The sequence below is a fragment of the Variovorax sp. V35 genome, assembly GCF_041154465.1.
GTDB lineage: Bacteria > Pseudomonadota > Gammaproteobacteria > Burkholderiales > Burkholderiaceae_C > Variovorax > Variovorax boronicumulans.
In genome coordinates, this window is record NZ_AP028666.1 from 3572096 (window position 1) to 3586708 (window position 14613).

The following is a 14613-nucleotide window of genomic DNA, read 5'->3' on the forward strand; positions in this document are numbered from 1 at the left end:
GGAAGGAGGCGGATTCTCACACAAGGAATGCGCCCCTACGGTATGCCCGATTGTTCTCCGTTTGGAAACAGAGTAGGGCTGTGTTTCCTGTTTCAACGCGCTTGTAGCGCCTTATATTTCAACCATCGCCCATCCCCCTGAGGTCGCCCATGTCACCCCGTCCATCGTCCCGGTCCGCTGAAGCTGCTGCGCTTGCCGCGGCGCAAGGCGTGGAGTCCGATCTGTCGATCGAGCTGCCCGGCCGCGAGCCCGTGGCTGCCCGTGTCTACGGTCAGCGTCCGCGGGGCGAGACCGTGCCGCTGGTGCTGCACTTCCATGGCGGCACCTTCATCTGCGGCAATCTCGACAACGGCCGCAACGTGGCCCGGCTGCTGGCCGGCGCGGGTGCGGTGGTGGTTTCGCTCGACTACCCGCTGGCCCCGGCGGCCCCGTTCCCGGAGCCGGTCGAGGTGGGTTATGCGGCGCTCGAATGGCTCTACAAGCAGCGCGTGAAGCTCGGCGGCAAGGGTGCCCAGGTGTACCTGGCCGGCGAAGAGGCTGGCGGCAACCTGGCGGCCAGCGTGGCCCTGGTGGCCCGCGACCGCGCGCATCCGCCGCTGGCAGGCCAGATCCTGCTGTCGCCGATGCTCGACCCGTGCGCCGGCACCGCCTCGCTGCGCAACGCGACCAACGACGCCGCCGAGTGCCGGTGGGCCACGGGCTGGGCCAAGTACCTGAGCTGTCCCTCGAACGCCACGCACCCCTATGCGGTGCCGAGCGGATCGCTGCGGCTGGCCGCCCTGGCGCCGGCGCTGGTGCTGGTGGGGCCCGACGACGCGATGCGCGACGAGGCCATGACCTTCGCGGGCCGCCTGCGCTCGGCCGGCATCGAGGTCACGAGCAGCGTGCTGACCGGGGCCGACAACTGGCCCAAGGCGCTGTACGACACCGAGGCCGTGGGATGCGCATCCTGCGAAGCCAGCGTGCAGCAGCACTTCCGCGAGTTCTTCAGCGCCACCACACCGCCCCCGGCGGTCCCTGAGCCCAGCTAGGCCCGCGAGGGTCCGCTCCGCCCCCTGAACCAAGCCGCCGCCTCCACCGAGGCGGGTGGCAGGGCTTTCTGTTCTCTGAATTCCGCCTCCTGACGCCGCCGGCGCCGGGATGGCCTGTTGCATCCCGAAAAAGTCATCGAGAAGGACGAACCATCATGTCGAACAAGAACGAACAATCGCTGTCTTCCATCACCCGTAAGGGGCTGTGGCCCGCCGTGACTGGCCTCACCGCGGTGCTGGCCGTGGCCGCCGCGGTGGTGGGCATGTACAGCTTCAAGGCCGAGGCGACCGCCCCGGTCGCCGCGCAACAGGGCACGCCGGTGTCGGTCGCCACCGTGGCGTCGAGCGAGATCAACGCCTGGGACGAGTTCTCGGGCCGCCTCGAAGCCGTGCAGCGCGTCGACGTGCGCTCCCGCGTGGCAGGCGCCGTGCAGGCGGTGCACTTCCGCGAAGGCGCGCTGGTGAAGCAGGGCGACCTGCTCATCACCATCGACCCGGCGCCGTACGCCGCCGAGGTGGAGCGTGCCGAAGCGCAGGTGGCGTCGGCCCAAGCCCGCCAGGCCTTCAGCCGCAGCGAGCAGGAACGTGCCCGCCGCCTGTGGGACGAGCAGGCCATCGCGCAGCGTGAACTCGACGAGCGCGTGAACGCCGGCCGCGAAGCCGAAGCCAACCTGCGCGCGGCGCAAGCCTCGCTGCAGACCGCACGCCTGAGCCTGGGCTATACCCAGGTGCGCGCGCCGGTCTCGGGCCGTATCGGCAAGCTCGAAGTGACCGTCGGCAACCTGGTGGCCGCCGGCCCCGGCGCGCCCGTGCTGACCACGCTGGTGTCGGTGAGCCCGATCTACGCGAGCTTCGACGCCGACGAGCAGGTCATCACCCGCGCGCTGAAGGACCTGCCGGCCAACGCCGGTGCGCGCGGCCAGATCGACACGATCCCCGTGCAGATGGGCACCGCCGGCCTCGAAGGCACGCCCTTCACCGGCAAGCTGCAGCTGATCGACAACCAGGTCGATGCCCGCAGCGGCACCGTGCGTGTGCGTGCTTCGTTCGACAACAAGGACGGCGCGCTCATTCCCGGCCAGTTCGCCCGCATCCGCATGGGCCAGGCCCGCAACGACACCGCGCTGCTGGTGAGCGAGCGTGCCATCGGCACCGACCAGAACAAGAAGTTCGTGATGGTCGTGGGCGACGACAACAAGGCCATGTACCGCGAGGTGACGCTGGGCGCGCCCATCAACGGCCTGCGCGTGGTGAGCAAGGGCCTGAAGGCCGGCGACCGCGTGGTGGTGAACGGCCTGCAGCACATCCGCCCGGGTGCGCTGGTGGTGCCGCAGACCGTGACGATGGACGCCAAGCTCGATACGAAGCAACAACAACCGGAACGCGTGGCCGAGGCCGCGAAGTCCTGATTTCGGAGGAGGGCGCCCTGGCGCCCGCCGGAGAACCAACATGAATCTCTCAAAATTCTTCATCGACAGGCCGATCTTTGCCGGCGTGCTGTCGCTTCTGATGCTGATCGCGGGCCTGATTGCGCTGCGCGGCCTGCCGATCTCGGAGTACCCCGAAGTCGCGCCGCCCTCGGTGGTGGTGCGCGCAACGTACCCGGGCGCCAACCCGAAGGTGATCGCTGAAACGGTGGCCACGCCGCTCGAAGAGCAGATCAACGGCGTCGAAGGCATGCTCTACATGGGCAGCCAGGCGACGACCGACGGCGTGATGACGCTGACCGTCACCTTCCGCCTCGGCACCGATCCCGACAAGGCCCAGCAGCTGGTGCAGAACCGCGTCTCGCAAGCCGAGCCGCGCCTGCCCGAAGAAGTGCGGCGCCTCGGTATCACGACCGTCAAGAGCGCACCCGACCTGACGATGGTGGTCCACCTCGTCTCGCCGAACAACCGCTACGACATCAACTACCTGCGCAACTACGCGGTGCTGAACGTGAAGGACCCGCTCGCGCGCATCGAAGGCGTGGGCCAGGTGCAGATCTTCGGCGGCGGCGACTACTCGATGCGCGTCTGGCTCGACCCGCAGAAGGTCGCGCAGCGTGGTCTGTCGGCTTCCGACGTGGTGGCTGCGATCCGTGGCCAGAACGTGCAGGCCGCGGCCGGCGTGGTCGGTGCATCGCCGGGCCTGTCGGGCGTGGACATGCAGCTGTCGATCAATGCGCAAGGGCGCCTGCAGAGCGAAGAAGAGTTCGGCGACATCATCGTCAAGAGCGGCACCGACGGCGCCGTCACGCGTCTTCGCGACATCGGCCGCCTCGAAATGGGCGCCGCCGACTACTCGCTGCGTTCGCTGCTGAACAACGACCCGGCCGTCGGCATGGGCGTGTTCCAGGCCCCGGGCTCCAACGCGCTCGACATCTCGTCCAACGTCCGCAAGACGATGGAAGAGCTGAACAAGAACATGCCGGAAGGCCTGGAATACCGCATCGCCTACGACCCGACGCAGTTCGTGCGCGCATCGATCGAATCGGTGATCCACACGCTGCTCGAAGCCATCGCGCTGGTGGTGCTGGTGGTGATCCTGTTCCTGCAAACGTGGCGCGCGTCGATCATTCCGCTGCTGGCTGTGCCGGTGTCGGTGATCGGTACCTTCGCGGTGCTGCACGTCCTCGGTTTCTCGATCAACGCGCTGAGCCTGTTCGGGCTGGTGCTGGCCATCGGCATCGTGGTGGACGACGCCATCGTGGTGGTGGAGAACGTCGAGCGCAACATCGAGGCGGGGCTCACGCCGCGTGAGGCCACGTACCGCGCGATGCGTGAAGTGTCGGGCCCCATCATCGCGATCGCGCTGGTGCTCGTGGCCGTGTTCGTGCCGCTGGCTTTCATCAGCGGTCTTACGGGCCAGTTCTACAAGCAGTTCGCGGTGACCATCGCGATCTCGACGGTGATCTCGGCCATCAACTCGCTGACGCTGTCGCCCGCTCTTGCGGCACTGCTGCTGCGCGGCCACGACCAGCCGAAGGACGCCCTGACGCGCGGCATGGACAAGGCCTTCGGCTGGCTGTTCCGCGGCTTCAACAAGTTCTTCCATCGCGGTTCCGAGGCCTACAGCGGCGGCGTCAAGCGCGTGATCTCGCGCAAGACGCTGATGCTGGTGATCTACCTGGCGCTGGTGGGCGTGACCTTCGGCCTCTTCAAGGCGGTGCCCAGCGGCTTCGTGCCGGCGCAGGACAAGCAGTACCTCATCGGTTTTGCCCAGCTGCCCGACGGCGCCACGCTCGACCGCACGGAAGAGGTGATCACCCGCATGGGCGAGATCATGAAGAAGAACCCGAACGTGGAAGACGCCATTGCCTTCCCGGGCCTGTCGATCAACGGCTTCACCAACAGCTCGAACTCGGGCATCGTGTTCGCCACGCTCAAGCCCTTCGACCAGCGCAAGCGCGCCGACCAGAGCGGCGGTGCGGTGGCGGGCCAGCTCAACGGTGCGTTCTCGAGCATCCAGGACGCGTTCATCGTGATGTTCCCGCCGCCGCCGGTGGCAGGCCTGGGCACGACCGGCGGCTTCAAGCTGCAGATCGAAGACCGCGCCTCGGTTGGCTACGACCAGATGGACGTCGCGGTGAAGGCCTTCATGGCCAAGGCGTATGCGGCGCCTGAACTGACGGGCATGTTCACGAGCTGGCAGGTCAACGTGCCGCAGCTGTACGCCGACATCGACCGCACCAAGGCGCGCCAGCTCGGCGTGCCGGTGACGGACATCTTCGACACGATGCAGATCTACCTCGGTAGCCTGTATGCCAACGACTTCAACAAGTTCGGCCGCACGTATTCCGTACGCGTCCAGGCCGATGCGCCGTACCGCGCCCGTGCCGAAGACGTGGGCATGCTGAAGGTGCGCTCGACCTCGGGCGAGATGGTGCCGCTGGCCGCGCTGATGAAGGTCAACTCGACCTTCGGCCCGGAACGCGCCATGCGCTACAACGGCTACCTCGCCGCTGACATCAACGGCGGCCCGGCCCCCGGCTATTCGTCGGGCCAGGCGCAGGACGTGATCACCAAGATCGCGGCCGAGACGCTGCCCAAGGGCGTGAGCTTCGAGTGGACCGAGCTGACCTACCAGGAAATCCTGGCCGGCAACTCCGCCTTCCTGGTGTTCCCGCTGGCGATCCTGCTGGTGTTCCTGGTGCTGGCCGCGCAGTACGAAAGCCTGACGCTGCCGATCGCGATCATCCTGATCGTGCCGATGGGCATCATGGCCGCGATGGCGGGCGTGTGGATCTCGGGAGGCGACAACAACGTCTTCACGCAGATCGGGTTGATCGTGCTGGTGGGGCTGAGTGCGAAGAACGCGATCCTGATCGTGGAGTTCGCACGGGAGCTGGAGTTCGCCGGACGCACGCCCATCCAGGCCGCGATCGAAGCCAGCCGCCTGCGCCTGCGCCCGATCCTGATGACCTCGCTGGCCTTCGTGATGGGTGTGCTGCCCCTCGTGCTCTCGACCGGTGCCGGCTCCGAGATGCGCAAGGCGATGGGTGTGGCGGTGTTCGCCGGAATGATCGGCGTGACGGCCTTCGGCCTGTTCCTGACGCCGGTGTTTTACGTGCTGATGCGCCGCCTGGCGGGCAACCGGCCGCTCAAGCTGCACGGCGAAGTGCCGCACGGCGACGACTTCGTGTCGGCCGACCATCCGGTGGCGCCTTCGCACGGTGGCGGTGGTGGCGGTCTGCACCCGGTGCCGGCCTCGCCGCGCCCCTCGCATGGCGCGCATGACTGATCGACAAGAAGAAAGAAGGTTGTCCATGACATTCGCAATCCCAACCCTGATGCGCCCCTTGCGCGCCGCCGTGTTGCCGCTGGTGGCGGCCCTGGTGCTGGCCGGTTGCGCCAGCGTGCCTTCGGGCATGCCCACGGTGCCGACCGCGGCGCAGTTCAAGGAACAGCCGGGTGCCACGGCGCCGGCCGGCTTCACCCGGGCCACGCCCGCCGAGGCGCAACCGCGCGGCGAGTGGTGGCTGGCGTTCAACGACCCGGTGCTCAACACGCTGATCCAGCGCGCCGAGGTCGACAACACCAACATCCAGGCCGCCGCCGCGCGGCTGGCCGAGGCCCGCGCGCTGGCGCGCAGCGCCCAGGCCGACCGCCTGCCGCAGATCGGCCTGGGCGCCGGCGCCAACCGCGGTGCGGGCCTGGACAAGGCCACGGCCAGCACCCGGCCGGGCACCATGACCAACATCGGCGCCACGTTCTCGTACGAGGTCGACCTGTTCGGCCGCCTCTCGGGCGCGGCCGATGCGGCCAAGCTCGACGCGGCCGGCCGCGAGGCGCTGCTGCAGAGCACGCGGCTCGCGGTGCAGGCCGAGGTGGCGCAGACCTACCTGCAGCTGCGCGCGCTCGACGCCGAGCGCGTGCTGGTGCGCGAATCGGTCGCCGCCTACCGCGACACGCTGCGCCTGACGCAGCGCCGCCAGCAGGCCGGCGACATCGCCGAGCTCGACGTGGCGCGCGTGCAGACCGAGGTGTCGTCCACCGAGTCGGACGCGCTCGCACTCGATCGCCAGCGCGCCCAGGTGGAACATGCGCTGGCCGTGCTGGTGGGCGATTCGGCCTCCAGCTTCGGCATGCGGCCCGACGACTGGGCGACCGCATTGCCGGTGATCCCGCCGGGCGTGCCGTCCACCGTGCTCACGCGCCGGCCCGACGTGTCGGCCGCGCAGAGCGCCGTCATGGCGGCGCAGGCCCGCGTGGGCGTGGCGCAGACCGCGTGGTTCCCGAACATCTCGCTGACCGGCGCGGCCGGCTACGCCTCGCCCGAGATCGGCGACCTCTTCAAGTGGTCGGCCCGCTCGTGGGGCGTGGGCGCGCTGCTGTCGCTGCCGATCTTCGACGGTGGCCGCCGCGAGGCCGGCGTGCAGGGCGCCAACGCCCAGCTCGACGGTGCGCTCGCCAGCTACCGCTCGCAGGTGCTGGTGGCGTTCCAGGAGGTCGAAGACCAGCTGGCGGCCATCCGCATCCTGCAGGAGCAGTCGGTGGTGCAGGCGCAGGCCGTGACCTCGGCGCAACGCGCCACCAGCCTGTCGGACACGCGCTATCGCAACGGCTACGTGAGCCAGCTCGACCTGCTCGACGCGCGCCGCAGCGAGCTGCGCAACCGGCGCCAGGCGCTGCAGGTGAAATCGGCCCAGTACCAGGCGACGGTGGGGCTGATCCGCGCCATCGGCGGCGGCTGGGAAGTGCCGGCCACGGAGAAGGTGGCGACCCGCTGATCGGGTCGATCCGGGCTCAGGCGCTGCTGCCGGGGCCCGGGTGCGTCGCCGTGGCGGCGACCTGTTTCAGCGCCACCGCACCCAGTGCGAGCGCGCTCGAATAGCTGGATTGCGGGCGCGCAGCCACCCGCAGCGGCCGGTAGCCGAGCGTGTCGGAGGTGCTGCCGGTGTCGTGGACGGCTTCGAGCAGGAGCCAGTAGAACCGGCCCGGCTCGCGTTCCTCGACCGTCAGCGCCAGATCGTTGAGGGCGGACATGGCTTGGCGGATGCGGCCCGCAGCGGGGCCACATCCCTTGGTACGTCCGATTCGGCTTTCCGGATTCGGTTCAGCGCTCAACGACAATCCGCGGATGAGTTCTAGAGCGACAAGCGGGCCGGCGCGCTGCGTCATGGTCCTGGGCACCACCAGCGGCGCCGGCAAGAGCTGGCTGGCCACCGCGCTGTGCCGGTGGTATGTCCGCCAGGGGTTGCGGGTGGCGCCGTTCAAGGCGCAGAACATGAGCAACAACGCCCGCGTGGTCGAGGGCGGCGAAATCGGCAGCGCCCAGTACTTCCAGGCCCTGGCCGCCAACGCCGTGCCCGACGTGCGCATGAACCCGCTGCTGCTCAAGCCCGAGCGCGACACCCACAGCCAGGTGGTGCTGATGGGGCAGGTGAGCGAGGCGCTGTCGACCCTGCCGTGGCGCGGGCGCAGCGAGCGCGTCTGGCCGCAGATCGCGCAGGCCTTCGACGAACTGCGCGCGGAGAACGACGTGGTCGTCATCGAAGGCGCCGGTTCGCCGGCCGAGATCAACCTCATGGCCAGCGACATCGTCAACCTGCGCGTCGCCCGCCATGCCCAGGCCCGCTGCCTGCTGGCAACCGACATCGACCGCGGCGGCGCCTTCGCCCACCTGTACGGCACCTGGGCGCTGCTGCCCGAGGCCGACCGGGCGCTCATCCATGGCTTCGTGCTCAACAAGTTCCGCGGCGACGCCTCGTTGCTGGCGCCCGCGCCGCAGCAGTTGCAGGAATTGACCGGCGTGCCCACCGTGGCCACGCTGCCGATGTGGTGGCAGCACGGCCTGCCCGAGGAAGACGGCGTGTTCGACGACCGCAGCCGCGCCAGCGGCGTGGTCACGCGCACCGTGGCGGTGGTCGCGTACCCGCGCCTGAGCAACCTCGACGAGTTCCAGGCGCTGAAGAACGTGCCCGGCGTGCGCCTGGTCTGGGCCCGCACGCCGGCCGACGTGGCGGGCGCCGACTGGATCGTGCTGCCCGGCTCCAAGCACACGAGCGGCGACCTGGCCTGGCTGCGCGCGCAGGGGCTGGACCGCGCGGTGGCCGAGCATGCCGGGCGCGGCGGTGCGGTGCTGGGCGTGTGCGGCGGGCTGCAGATGCTGGGCGAAGCGCTGGTCGATCCGCATGGCATCGACGGCAACGCGCCCGGGCTCGGGCTGCTGCCGCTGGTGACCGTGTTCGAGCGCGAGAAGACCGTGCGGCACCGCGAGGCGACGTTCTCGGCAGACCTCGTGGTCGGCCCCTGGGTCGCGCTGGCGGGCGTGCGCATCGCCGGCTACGAAATCCACCACGGCCAGACGGCCGCCCACCCTCAGCTGGTCCACGACGGCCGAGCCGTGATGCCCGAGGGCCTGGCCTGGCAGAACGCGCGCGGCAACGTGTTGGGCCTGTACCTGCACGGCCTGTTCGAAGACCCGGCCGCGCTGCAGGCGCTGTTCGGCACCACGGCGCCCACGTTGGACGCCACCTTCGACGGCCTGGCCGACTTCATCGACACCCACTTCGACGCCGGCGTGCTCGCCGGCCTGATCGCATGACCGACACCGATTTGATTCCCGCCATTCCAGACATCGCCGACGCAGCGCTCGCGGCGCGCCTGCAGGCCGCGCTCGACAACAAGACCAAGCCCGTCGGCGCGCTGGGCCGCCTCGAAGCGCTGGCGCTGCGCATCGGCACCATCCTGGGCACCGAGCAGCCGGTGCTCGACGCGCCGCAGATGCTCGTGTGCGCGGGCGACCACGGGCTGGCGGCGCGCGGCGTGTCGGCCTACCCGAGCGACGTGACCTGGCAGATGGTCGAGAACTTCCTGGCCGGCGGTGCGGCGGTCAGCGTGCTGGCGCGCCAGCACGGCCTGGCGCTCACCGTGGTCGATTGCGGCGTTCGGCGCGACTTCCAGCCGCGCCCCGGCCTGGTGTCGCGGCGCATCGCCGCCGGCACGGCCGACGCCTCGGCCGGCCCCGCCATGACGCCCGAACAGTGCGCCCAGGCCATCGCCAACGGCCGCGAGGTGGTGCGCGCGCTGCCGGGCAACGCGCTGCTGCTCGGCGAAATGGGCATCGGCAACAGCTCGTCCGCCGCGCTGCTGCTGTCGCGCCTGGCCGGGCTGGACATCGGCCTGTGCACCGGCGCCGGCACCGGGCTCGATGCGGAAGGCCTCGCACGCAAGCGCGAGGTGCTGCGCGAGGTGCTCGCCCTGCACGCCGGAGCGACCGCGCCGCTCGACGCGCTGGCCGCGTTCGGTGGTTTCGAGGTGGCGACGCTGGTCGGCGCCGTGCTGCAGGCGGCGCAGGAGCGGCGCGTGATCGTGGTCGACGGCTTCATCGCCAGCGCCGCCGTGCTGGTCGCGCAGGCGGTCCGGCCGCAGGTGACGCAGCGCTGCGTGGCGGCGCACAGCTCGGCCGAGCCGGGGCACACGCTGCTGCTGAAGCACCTCGGGCTCGAGCCCTTGCTGAACCTCGACCTGCGCCTGGGCGAGGGCTCTGGCGGCGCGCTGGCGTGGCCGCTGCTCGAATCGGCCTGCCGCATCCTGCGCGAGATGGCGAGCTTCGAATCGGCGGGCGTGTCGCGCCAGCAATGAACGGCGTGCGCCACTTCCTGCTGGCCGTCCAGTTTTTCACCCGCGTGCCGGTGACGGGAAAACTCGCCGACTGGGTCGGCTTCAGCCCGCAGATGCTGCGCGCCGCCGCGGCGCACCTGCCGGCCATCGGCTGGATCGCGGGCGGGGTGGCTGCGGCCGTGTTCGTGGCCGTGGGCGCCGGCCTGCCGGGCGCCGCAGGGGCCTTTGCGGCGGCCGTGCTGAGCACCGTCGCCACCGTGATGCTCACGGGTGCCTTCCACGAAGACGGTCTGGCCGATGTGGCCGACGGCCTTGGTGGTTCGGCCAGCGGCGAGCGGGCGCTGGAGATCATGAAGGACTCGCGCATCGGCGCCTTCGGCGCGGTCGCGCTGGTGCTGGCGCTGGGCCTGAAGTTCGGCCTGCTGGCCGCGCTGGCCGCGCGCGGGCTGGACGTGGCGGCGGTGGCTATCGTCGGCGCGCACGTTCTGTCGCGGCTGGCGCCGCTGTTCCTGATCCGCTGGCTGCCCTATGTGGGCGACAGCAGCGGCAGCAAGGCCAAGCCGCTGGCCGACGCGATCAGCGGCGGCGCGCTGCTCGTCGCCGTGCTCTGGGCCGCGCCCGCTGTGGCGTTGCTGCTGTGCGCGCACGACGCGGTGGATGTGGGCGCGGCGCTCGCGGCGCTGGTGCTCGCCGGGGGCTGGATGGCGCGGCTCTTCGTGCGTCGGCTGCAGGGCTTCACGGGCGACGGGCTCGGCGCGACGCAGCAGGTGTGCGAACTCACGATCTACCTCGCGCTGGCGTGGAAGGCATGAGCACCGCGATCGCCCAGCTCTGGCTGCAGCGCCACGCACCGGTGATCGCGCCGGCGGGCCTGTGCTACGGCGCGACCGACCTCGATGCCCACGCGGACGGCACGCAGGCCGCCGCCGCGCGCATCGCCGCGGTGCTGCCGGCCGGCATCGCGCTGTGGAGTTCGCCGCTACGGCGTTGCGCCCTGCTGGCGGATGCCATCGTCGCGCTGCGGCCCGATCTGTCGGTGCGGCGCGATGCGCGACTGGCCGAAATGAGTTTCGGCGCCTGGGAAGGGCGCCTGTGGTCGGCCGTGGCCCGTGAGGAATTCGAGGCCTGGACGAATCGTTTCGCCGATGCTCCGGCAGGAGGCGATGGCGAAAGCGTGCGCGCCTTCATGCAACGCGTGGCCTCGGCGCACGCCGACTGGCTGGCGACCGGCGCCGATGCGCTGTGGGTCACGCATGCCGGCGTGCTGCGGGCGGTGCAGCTGCTGTCGCAGGGCGTGTCGTGCCCTGAGCGAGCCGATCAATGGCCCAACGACGCGGCGGCTTTTGGCGACTGGCGCGTGGTCGCCTCGCCGGTCGGCTGACGAAGCGCCGTCAGTTCTTGGCGCGCCACTGCTCGCGCCAGAGCCGGTCGAGCTGCCCCGCGAACTGTGGCGACGGGCCACCCAGGAGCTGGTTCTGCCCGTTGCGCTGCACCAGGCCATAGAGCCGGCCCGAGCCCTGGTCGTAGAGCGCGATGGCGTTGTGGTCGTAGCAGTCGTGCGGCTTGCAGAAGGCGTGCAGCAGGTAGCGCGTGCCGTCCACCGTCACCCATTGCGGCTCGGGCGCCGGGCCTTCGCGGCGCACCAGCCAGCGTTCAGTTTCCCGTGTGCCCAGCGCGGCGCGCCAGGCCTTGTCCATCGCGGGGCCCCGGGCGAGTGCGGCCGGGCTGCCCGTGGCGGGTGCCGGCGGCTTGGGGGCGGCGGTCGCGGGTTCGGCGGGCGGCGCCGCGGCGCGCGCCGGACCGTCGCAGCGCCAGTAGCGCGGCTTCATCAGCTCCGGCCCCAGCTGGCCCATGACCGGCTTGTCGGCCTTCAGCGTGATCGACTGGCCGCGCGCATCGCGAAAGACCAGGAAATTCATCATCGCGTTGTCGCCCTTGTCCACGCGGCTCATGAGCGCCACGTCGAAGTTCGGCGGCGGCGCCTGATTGCCGAAGAAGCTGTGGGCCGTGTCCGGCTGGCGGCCGACGACGCGGCGCTTGCCGCGCTCGGCGATCAGCATGTCTTCGCGCACCTGCAGCGTCGGTGCGGCTGCGTCGGCGCAGTTGGTGGACCAGCGTCCGCCGTAGAGCGCCATCGTCTCCGGCGGCAGCACGCCGTCGCGCGACCAGGCGGCGCCCGCGCTGCACAGCGCTGCGAGAAAGAGGAGGGCGGTGGAAGGCGTCTTCTTGAAAATCGTTGTCGTCGTCATGTGCGAGGTGGTGTGTGCCGCTCAGGCGGTCTTGGGGGCCGGCGTCTTGGGCTTGAACGAGCAGAAGGTGGAGACCGCGCATTCCCAGCAGCGCGGCTTGCGCGCCACGCAGACATAGCGCCCGTGCAGGATCAGCCAGTGGTGCGCGTGCAGGCGGAATTCGGGTGGGATGCGCTTTTCGAGCTTGAGTTCCACGTCCAGCGGCGTCTTGCCGGGCGCAAGCCCCGTGCGGTTGCCGATGCGGAAGATGTGCGTATCGACCGCGATGGTCTCCTCGCCGAAGGCCACGTTGAGCACCACGTTGGCCGTCTTGCGCCCCACGCCCGGCAGCGCCTCGAGCTCGGCGCGCGTGCGCGGCACCTCGCCGCCGTGCAGCTCGACCAGCATCCGGCAGGCCTCCATCAGGTGCTTGGCCTTGCTGCGGTACAGCCCGATCGTCTTGATGTACGACTCCAGCCCTTCCACCCCGAGGTCGAGGATCGCCTGCGGCGTGTTCGCCACCGGATACAGCCGGCGCGTTGCCTTGTTCACGCCCACGTCGGTGGCCTGCGCCGACAGCAGCACGGCGGCCAGCAGTTCGAAGGGCGTGGTGTATTCGAGTTCCGTGCGCGGCTCGGGGTTGGCGGCCTGCAGGGTGGCGAAGAAGAGGGGGATGTCGGATTTTTTCATGGGTCGTGGGGGCCGCCGTTCATTGCAAGGGGCTCGCGGGGCGCATGCCGCGGAAGGCAGGGCGAGCACCGGCGTTTGCGGCGATGGATGCAATATATCGTCGAAAAGCCATGGCCCTACGCAGCTTTCCTGCCCGGGCTTTCGCGACAATGACGCCCAGAAAGTGAGACTGACCATGCAATTCGCCTCCCGCCTCGACAACGTCGAAACCTCCGCCATCCGCGAACTCTTCAAGCTGCTGGGCAAGCCCGGCATCATCAGTTTTGCGGGCGGCTTTCCCGACAGCGCCATGTTCGACGTCGAGGGCCTGAAGGAGGCGAGCCAGAAGGCGCTGGCGGAAGAGCCCGGCGCGGCCTTGCAATATGGCGCCACCGAAGGCTACGAGCCGCTGCGCAACCAGCTCAGTTCCTTCATGAAGACCAAGGGCGTCGACGTGGACCCGAGCGGCCTGATCGTCACCACTGGCAGCCAGCAGGCGCTCGACCTGCTGGGCAAGACCATGATCTCGCCCGGCGACAAGGTGATCGTCGAAGGCCCGACCTTCCTGGCGACGATCCAGTGCTTTCGCCTGTACGGCGCGCAGCTCATCAGCGCACCCATCGACGCCAACGGCGTGAAGACCGACGAGCTCGAAAAGCTCATCGCCGAACACAAGCCCAAGTTCGTCTACCTGATCCCCACCTTCGGCAACCCCAGCGGCGCGATGCTCACGCTGGAGCGTCGCAAGAAGGTGCTCGAGCTGGCCGTGAAGTACCAGACGCTGATCGTCGAGGACGATCCCTACGGCGACCTGTACTTCGGCGAAGCGCCGCCGCCGTCGATCATGTCGCTGAGCAAGGACGTGCCCGGCAGCCGCGAGCTGCTCGCGCATTGCGGCAGCCTGAGCAAGGTGCTCAGCCCCGGCCTGCGCATCGGCTGGATGATCGCGCCGCCCGAGTTGCTGGCCAAGGCGACGATGTGCAAGCAGTTCAGCGACGCCCACACCAGCACCTTCGCGCAGGCCACGGCCGCGCAGTACCTCAAGAGCGGCCGCATGCCCGGCACGCTGGCGCATGTGCGCGAGGTCTACGGCCAGCGTGCGCAGGCCATGGGCGCCGCGCTGACGCGCGAGCTGGGCGATGCGGTGAGCTTCACGCAGCCCAACGGCGGTTTGTTCTTCTGGGCGCGCCTGACGGGCGCCAACGGCAAGCTGGCCGATGCCAACGAGCTGGCCAAGCGTGCGATCGAGAAGCTGGTGGCCTTCGTGCCCGGCGCGCCGTTCTTCGCCGAGAAGCCCGATGTGGCGACGCTGCGCCTGAGCTTTGCGACGGCCGACATCGAGAAGATCGAAGAGGGCGTGAAACGCCTCGGCCAGGCCCTGTAACGCCGACGTTCAGGGGGACCGGTGCAGGCGGGGCGCCGCCAGCAGGTCCAGGTTGTCTGAAATGGCCGCATCCACGTTCGGATAGCGGCCTTTCATTTTGGAGAGCGTCATGATGGTCTGCAGCGCCTTCAGGTCCTTGACCGAGGGCGCGACCTTGATCTGCGCAATGGCCGCCGGGGCGTTGCCGCCGTTCACCAATGCCATCACCTTGCTTGCCCAGTCGTTTGCGCGTGCCATGTCTTCACCTGCTTTCC

Annotated in this window: 13 protein-coding genes; 9 read left to right on the top strand and 4 right to left on the bottom strand. The window is 69.8% G+C overall.

From position 1 onward, the window contains the following. Positions 1-149 precede the first annotated feature (149 nt). From ACAM42_RS16515 to ACAM42_RS16530, 4 genes are all read left to right on the top strand, one after another. Positions 150-1031, top strand: a complete 882-nt coding sequence (locus ACAM42_RS16515; RefSeq protein WP_070060505.1) for an alpha/beta hydrolase fold domain-containing protein — start codon at positions 150-152, stop codon at positions 1029-1031. A gap of 155 nt (positions 1032-1186) precedes the next feature. Next, positions 1187-2440, top strand: coding sequence for an efflux RND transporter periplasmic adaptor subunit (locus ACAM42_RS16520; RefSeq protein ID WP_062479898.1), 1254 nt, complete (start codon positions 1187-1189; stop codon positions 2438-2440). A gap of 40 nt (positions 2441-2480) precedes the next feature. After that, positions 2481-5753 carry an efflux RND transporter permease subunit gene (locus ACAM42_RS16525; protein WP_192196552.1) on the top strand — a complete coding sequence of 1091 codons (3273 nt, stop codon included), beginning with the start codon at positions 2481-2483 and terminating at the stop codon, positions 5751-5753. Positions 5754-5778: 25 nt separating this feature from the next. Then, positions 5779-7242 carry an efflux transporter outer membrane subunit gene (locus ACAM42_RS16530; RefSeq protein WP_159271940.1) on the top strand — a complete coding sequence of 488 codons (1464 nt, stop codon included), beginning with the start codon at positions 5779-5781 and terminating at the stop codon, positions 7240-7242. Positions 7243-7258: 16 nt separating this feature from the next. Here the strand turns inward: ACAM42_RS16530 and ACAM42_RS16535 are convergent, their stop codons facing one another. Next, positions 7259-7498 carry a hypothetical protein gene (locus tag ACAM42_RS16535; protein WP_369632668.1) on the bottom strand — a complete coding sequence of 80 codons (240 nt, stop codon included), beginning with the start codon at positions 7496-7498 and terminating at the stop codon, positions 7259-7261. 94 nt (positions 7499-7592) lie between these two features. Here ACAM42_RS16535 and ACAM42_RS16540 point away from each other — a divergent pair, with 94 nt between their 5' ends. From ACAM42_RS16540 to ACAM42_RS16555, 4 genes are read left to right on the top strand one after another with little or no spacing between them, the layout of a single operon-like run. After that, the gene (locus tag ACAM42_RS16540; RefSeq protein ID WP_369632669.1) at positions 7593-9059 is read left to right on the top strand and encodes a cobyric acid synthase; all 1467 of its coding nucleotides are present in this window, start codon (positions 7593-7595) and stop codon (positions 9057-9059) included. Further along, complete coding sequence (gene cobT, locus ACAM42_RS16545; RefSeq protein WP_369632670.1) at positions 9056-10099, top strand: nicotinate-nucleotide--dimethylbenzimidazole phosphoribosyltransferase; 1044 nt, start codon at positions 9056-9058, stop codon at positions 10097-10099. The genes ACAM42_RS16540 and cobT overlap by 4 nt, the downstream gene beginning before the upstream one ends. After that, a complete protein-coding gene (locus tag ACAM42_RS16550) occupies positions 10096-10890 on the top strand; it encodes an adenosylcobinamide-GDP ribazoletransferase (protein ID WP_369632671.1) in 795 nt (264 codons plus the stop codon). The genes cobT and ACAM42_RS16550 overlap by 4 nt, the downstream gene beginning before the upstream one ends. Next, entirely contained in the window at positions 10887-11459 is a 573-nt protein-coding gene (locus ACAM42_RS16555) for a histidine phosphatase family protein (RefSeq protein WP_369632672.1), read from the top strand. Before ACAM42_RS16550 ends, ACAM42_RS16555 begins: the two co-directional genes overlap by 4 nt. Positions 11460-11469: 10 nt before the next feature. On the opposite strand, the gene ACAM42_RS16560 is transcribed toward ACAM42_RS16555, so the two are convergent. Both ACAM42_RS16560 and nth read right to left on the bottom strand, forming a co-directional pair. Beyond that, positions 11470-12327 carry an Ivy family c-type lysozyme inhibitor gene (locus ACAM42_RS16560; protein WP_369632673.1) on the bottom strand — a complete coding sequence of 286 codons (858 nt, stop codon included), beginning with the start codon at positions 12325-12327 and terminating at the stop codon, positions 11470-11472. 21 nt (positions 12328-12348) lie between these two features. Further along, positions 12349-12996: an endonuclease III gene (nth, locus tag ACAM42_RS16565; RefSeq protein WP_062480730.1), complete on the bottom strand. Its 648-nt coding sequence runs from the start codon at positions 12994-12996 to the stop codon at positions 12349-12351. A 175-nt stretch (positions 12997-13171) separates the two neighbouring features. On the opposite strand from nth, the gene ACAM42_RS16570 reads away from it, so the two are divergent. Next, positions 13172-14359, top strand: coding sequence for a PLP-dependent aminotransferase family protein (locus ACAM42_RS16570; RefSeq protein ID WP_369632674.1), 1188 nt, complete (start codon positions 13172-13174; stop codon positions 14357-14359). Positions 14360-14368: 9 nt separating this feature from the next. Here the strand turns inward: ACAM42_RS16570 and ACAM42_RS16575 are convergent, their stop codons facing one another. Continuing rightward, positions 14369-14596 carry a hypothetical protein gene (locus ACAM42_RS16575; RefSeq protein WP_013541760.1) on the bottom strand — a complete coding sequence of 76 codons (228 nt, stop codon included), beginning with the start codon at positions 14594-14596 and terminating at the stop codon, positions 14369-14371. Positions 14597-14613 lie beyond the last annotated feature (17 nt).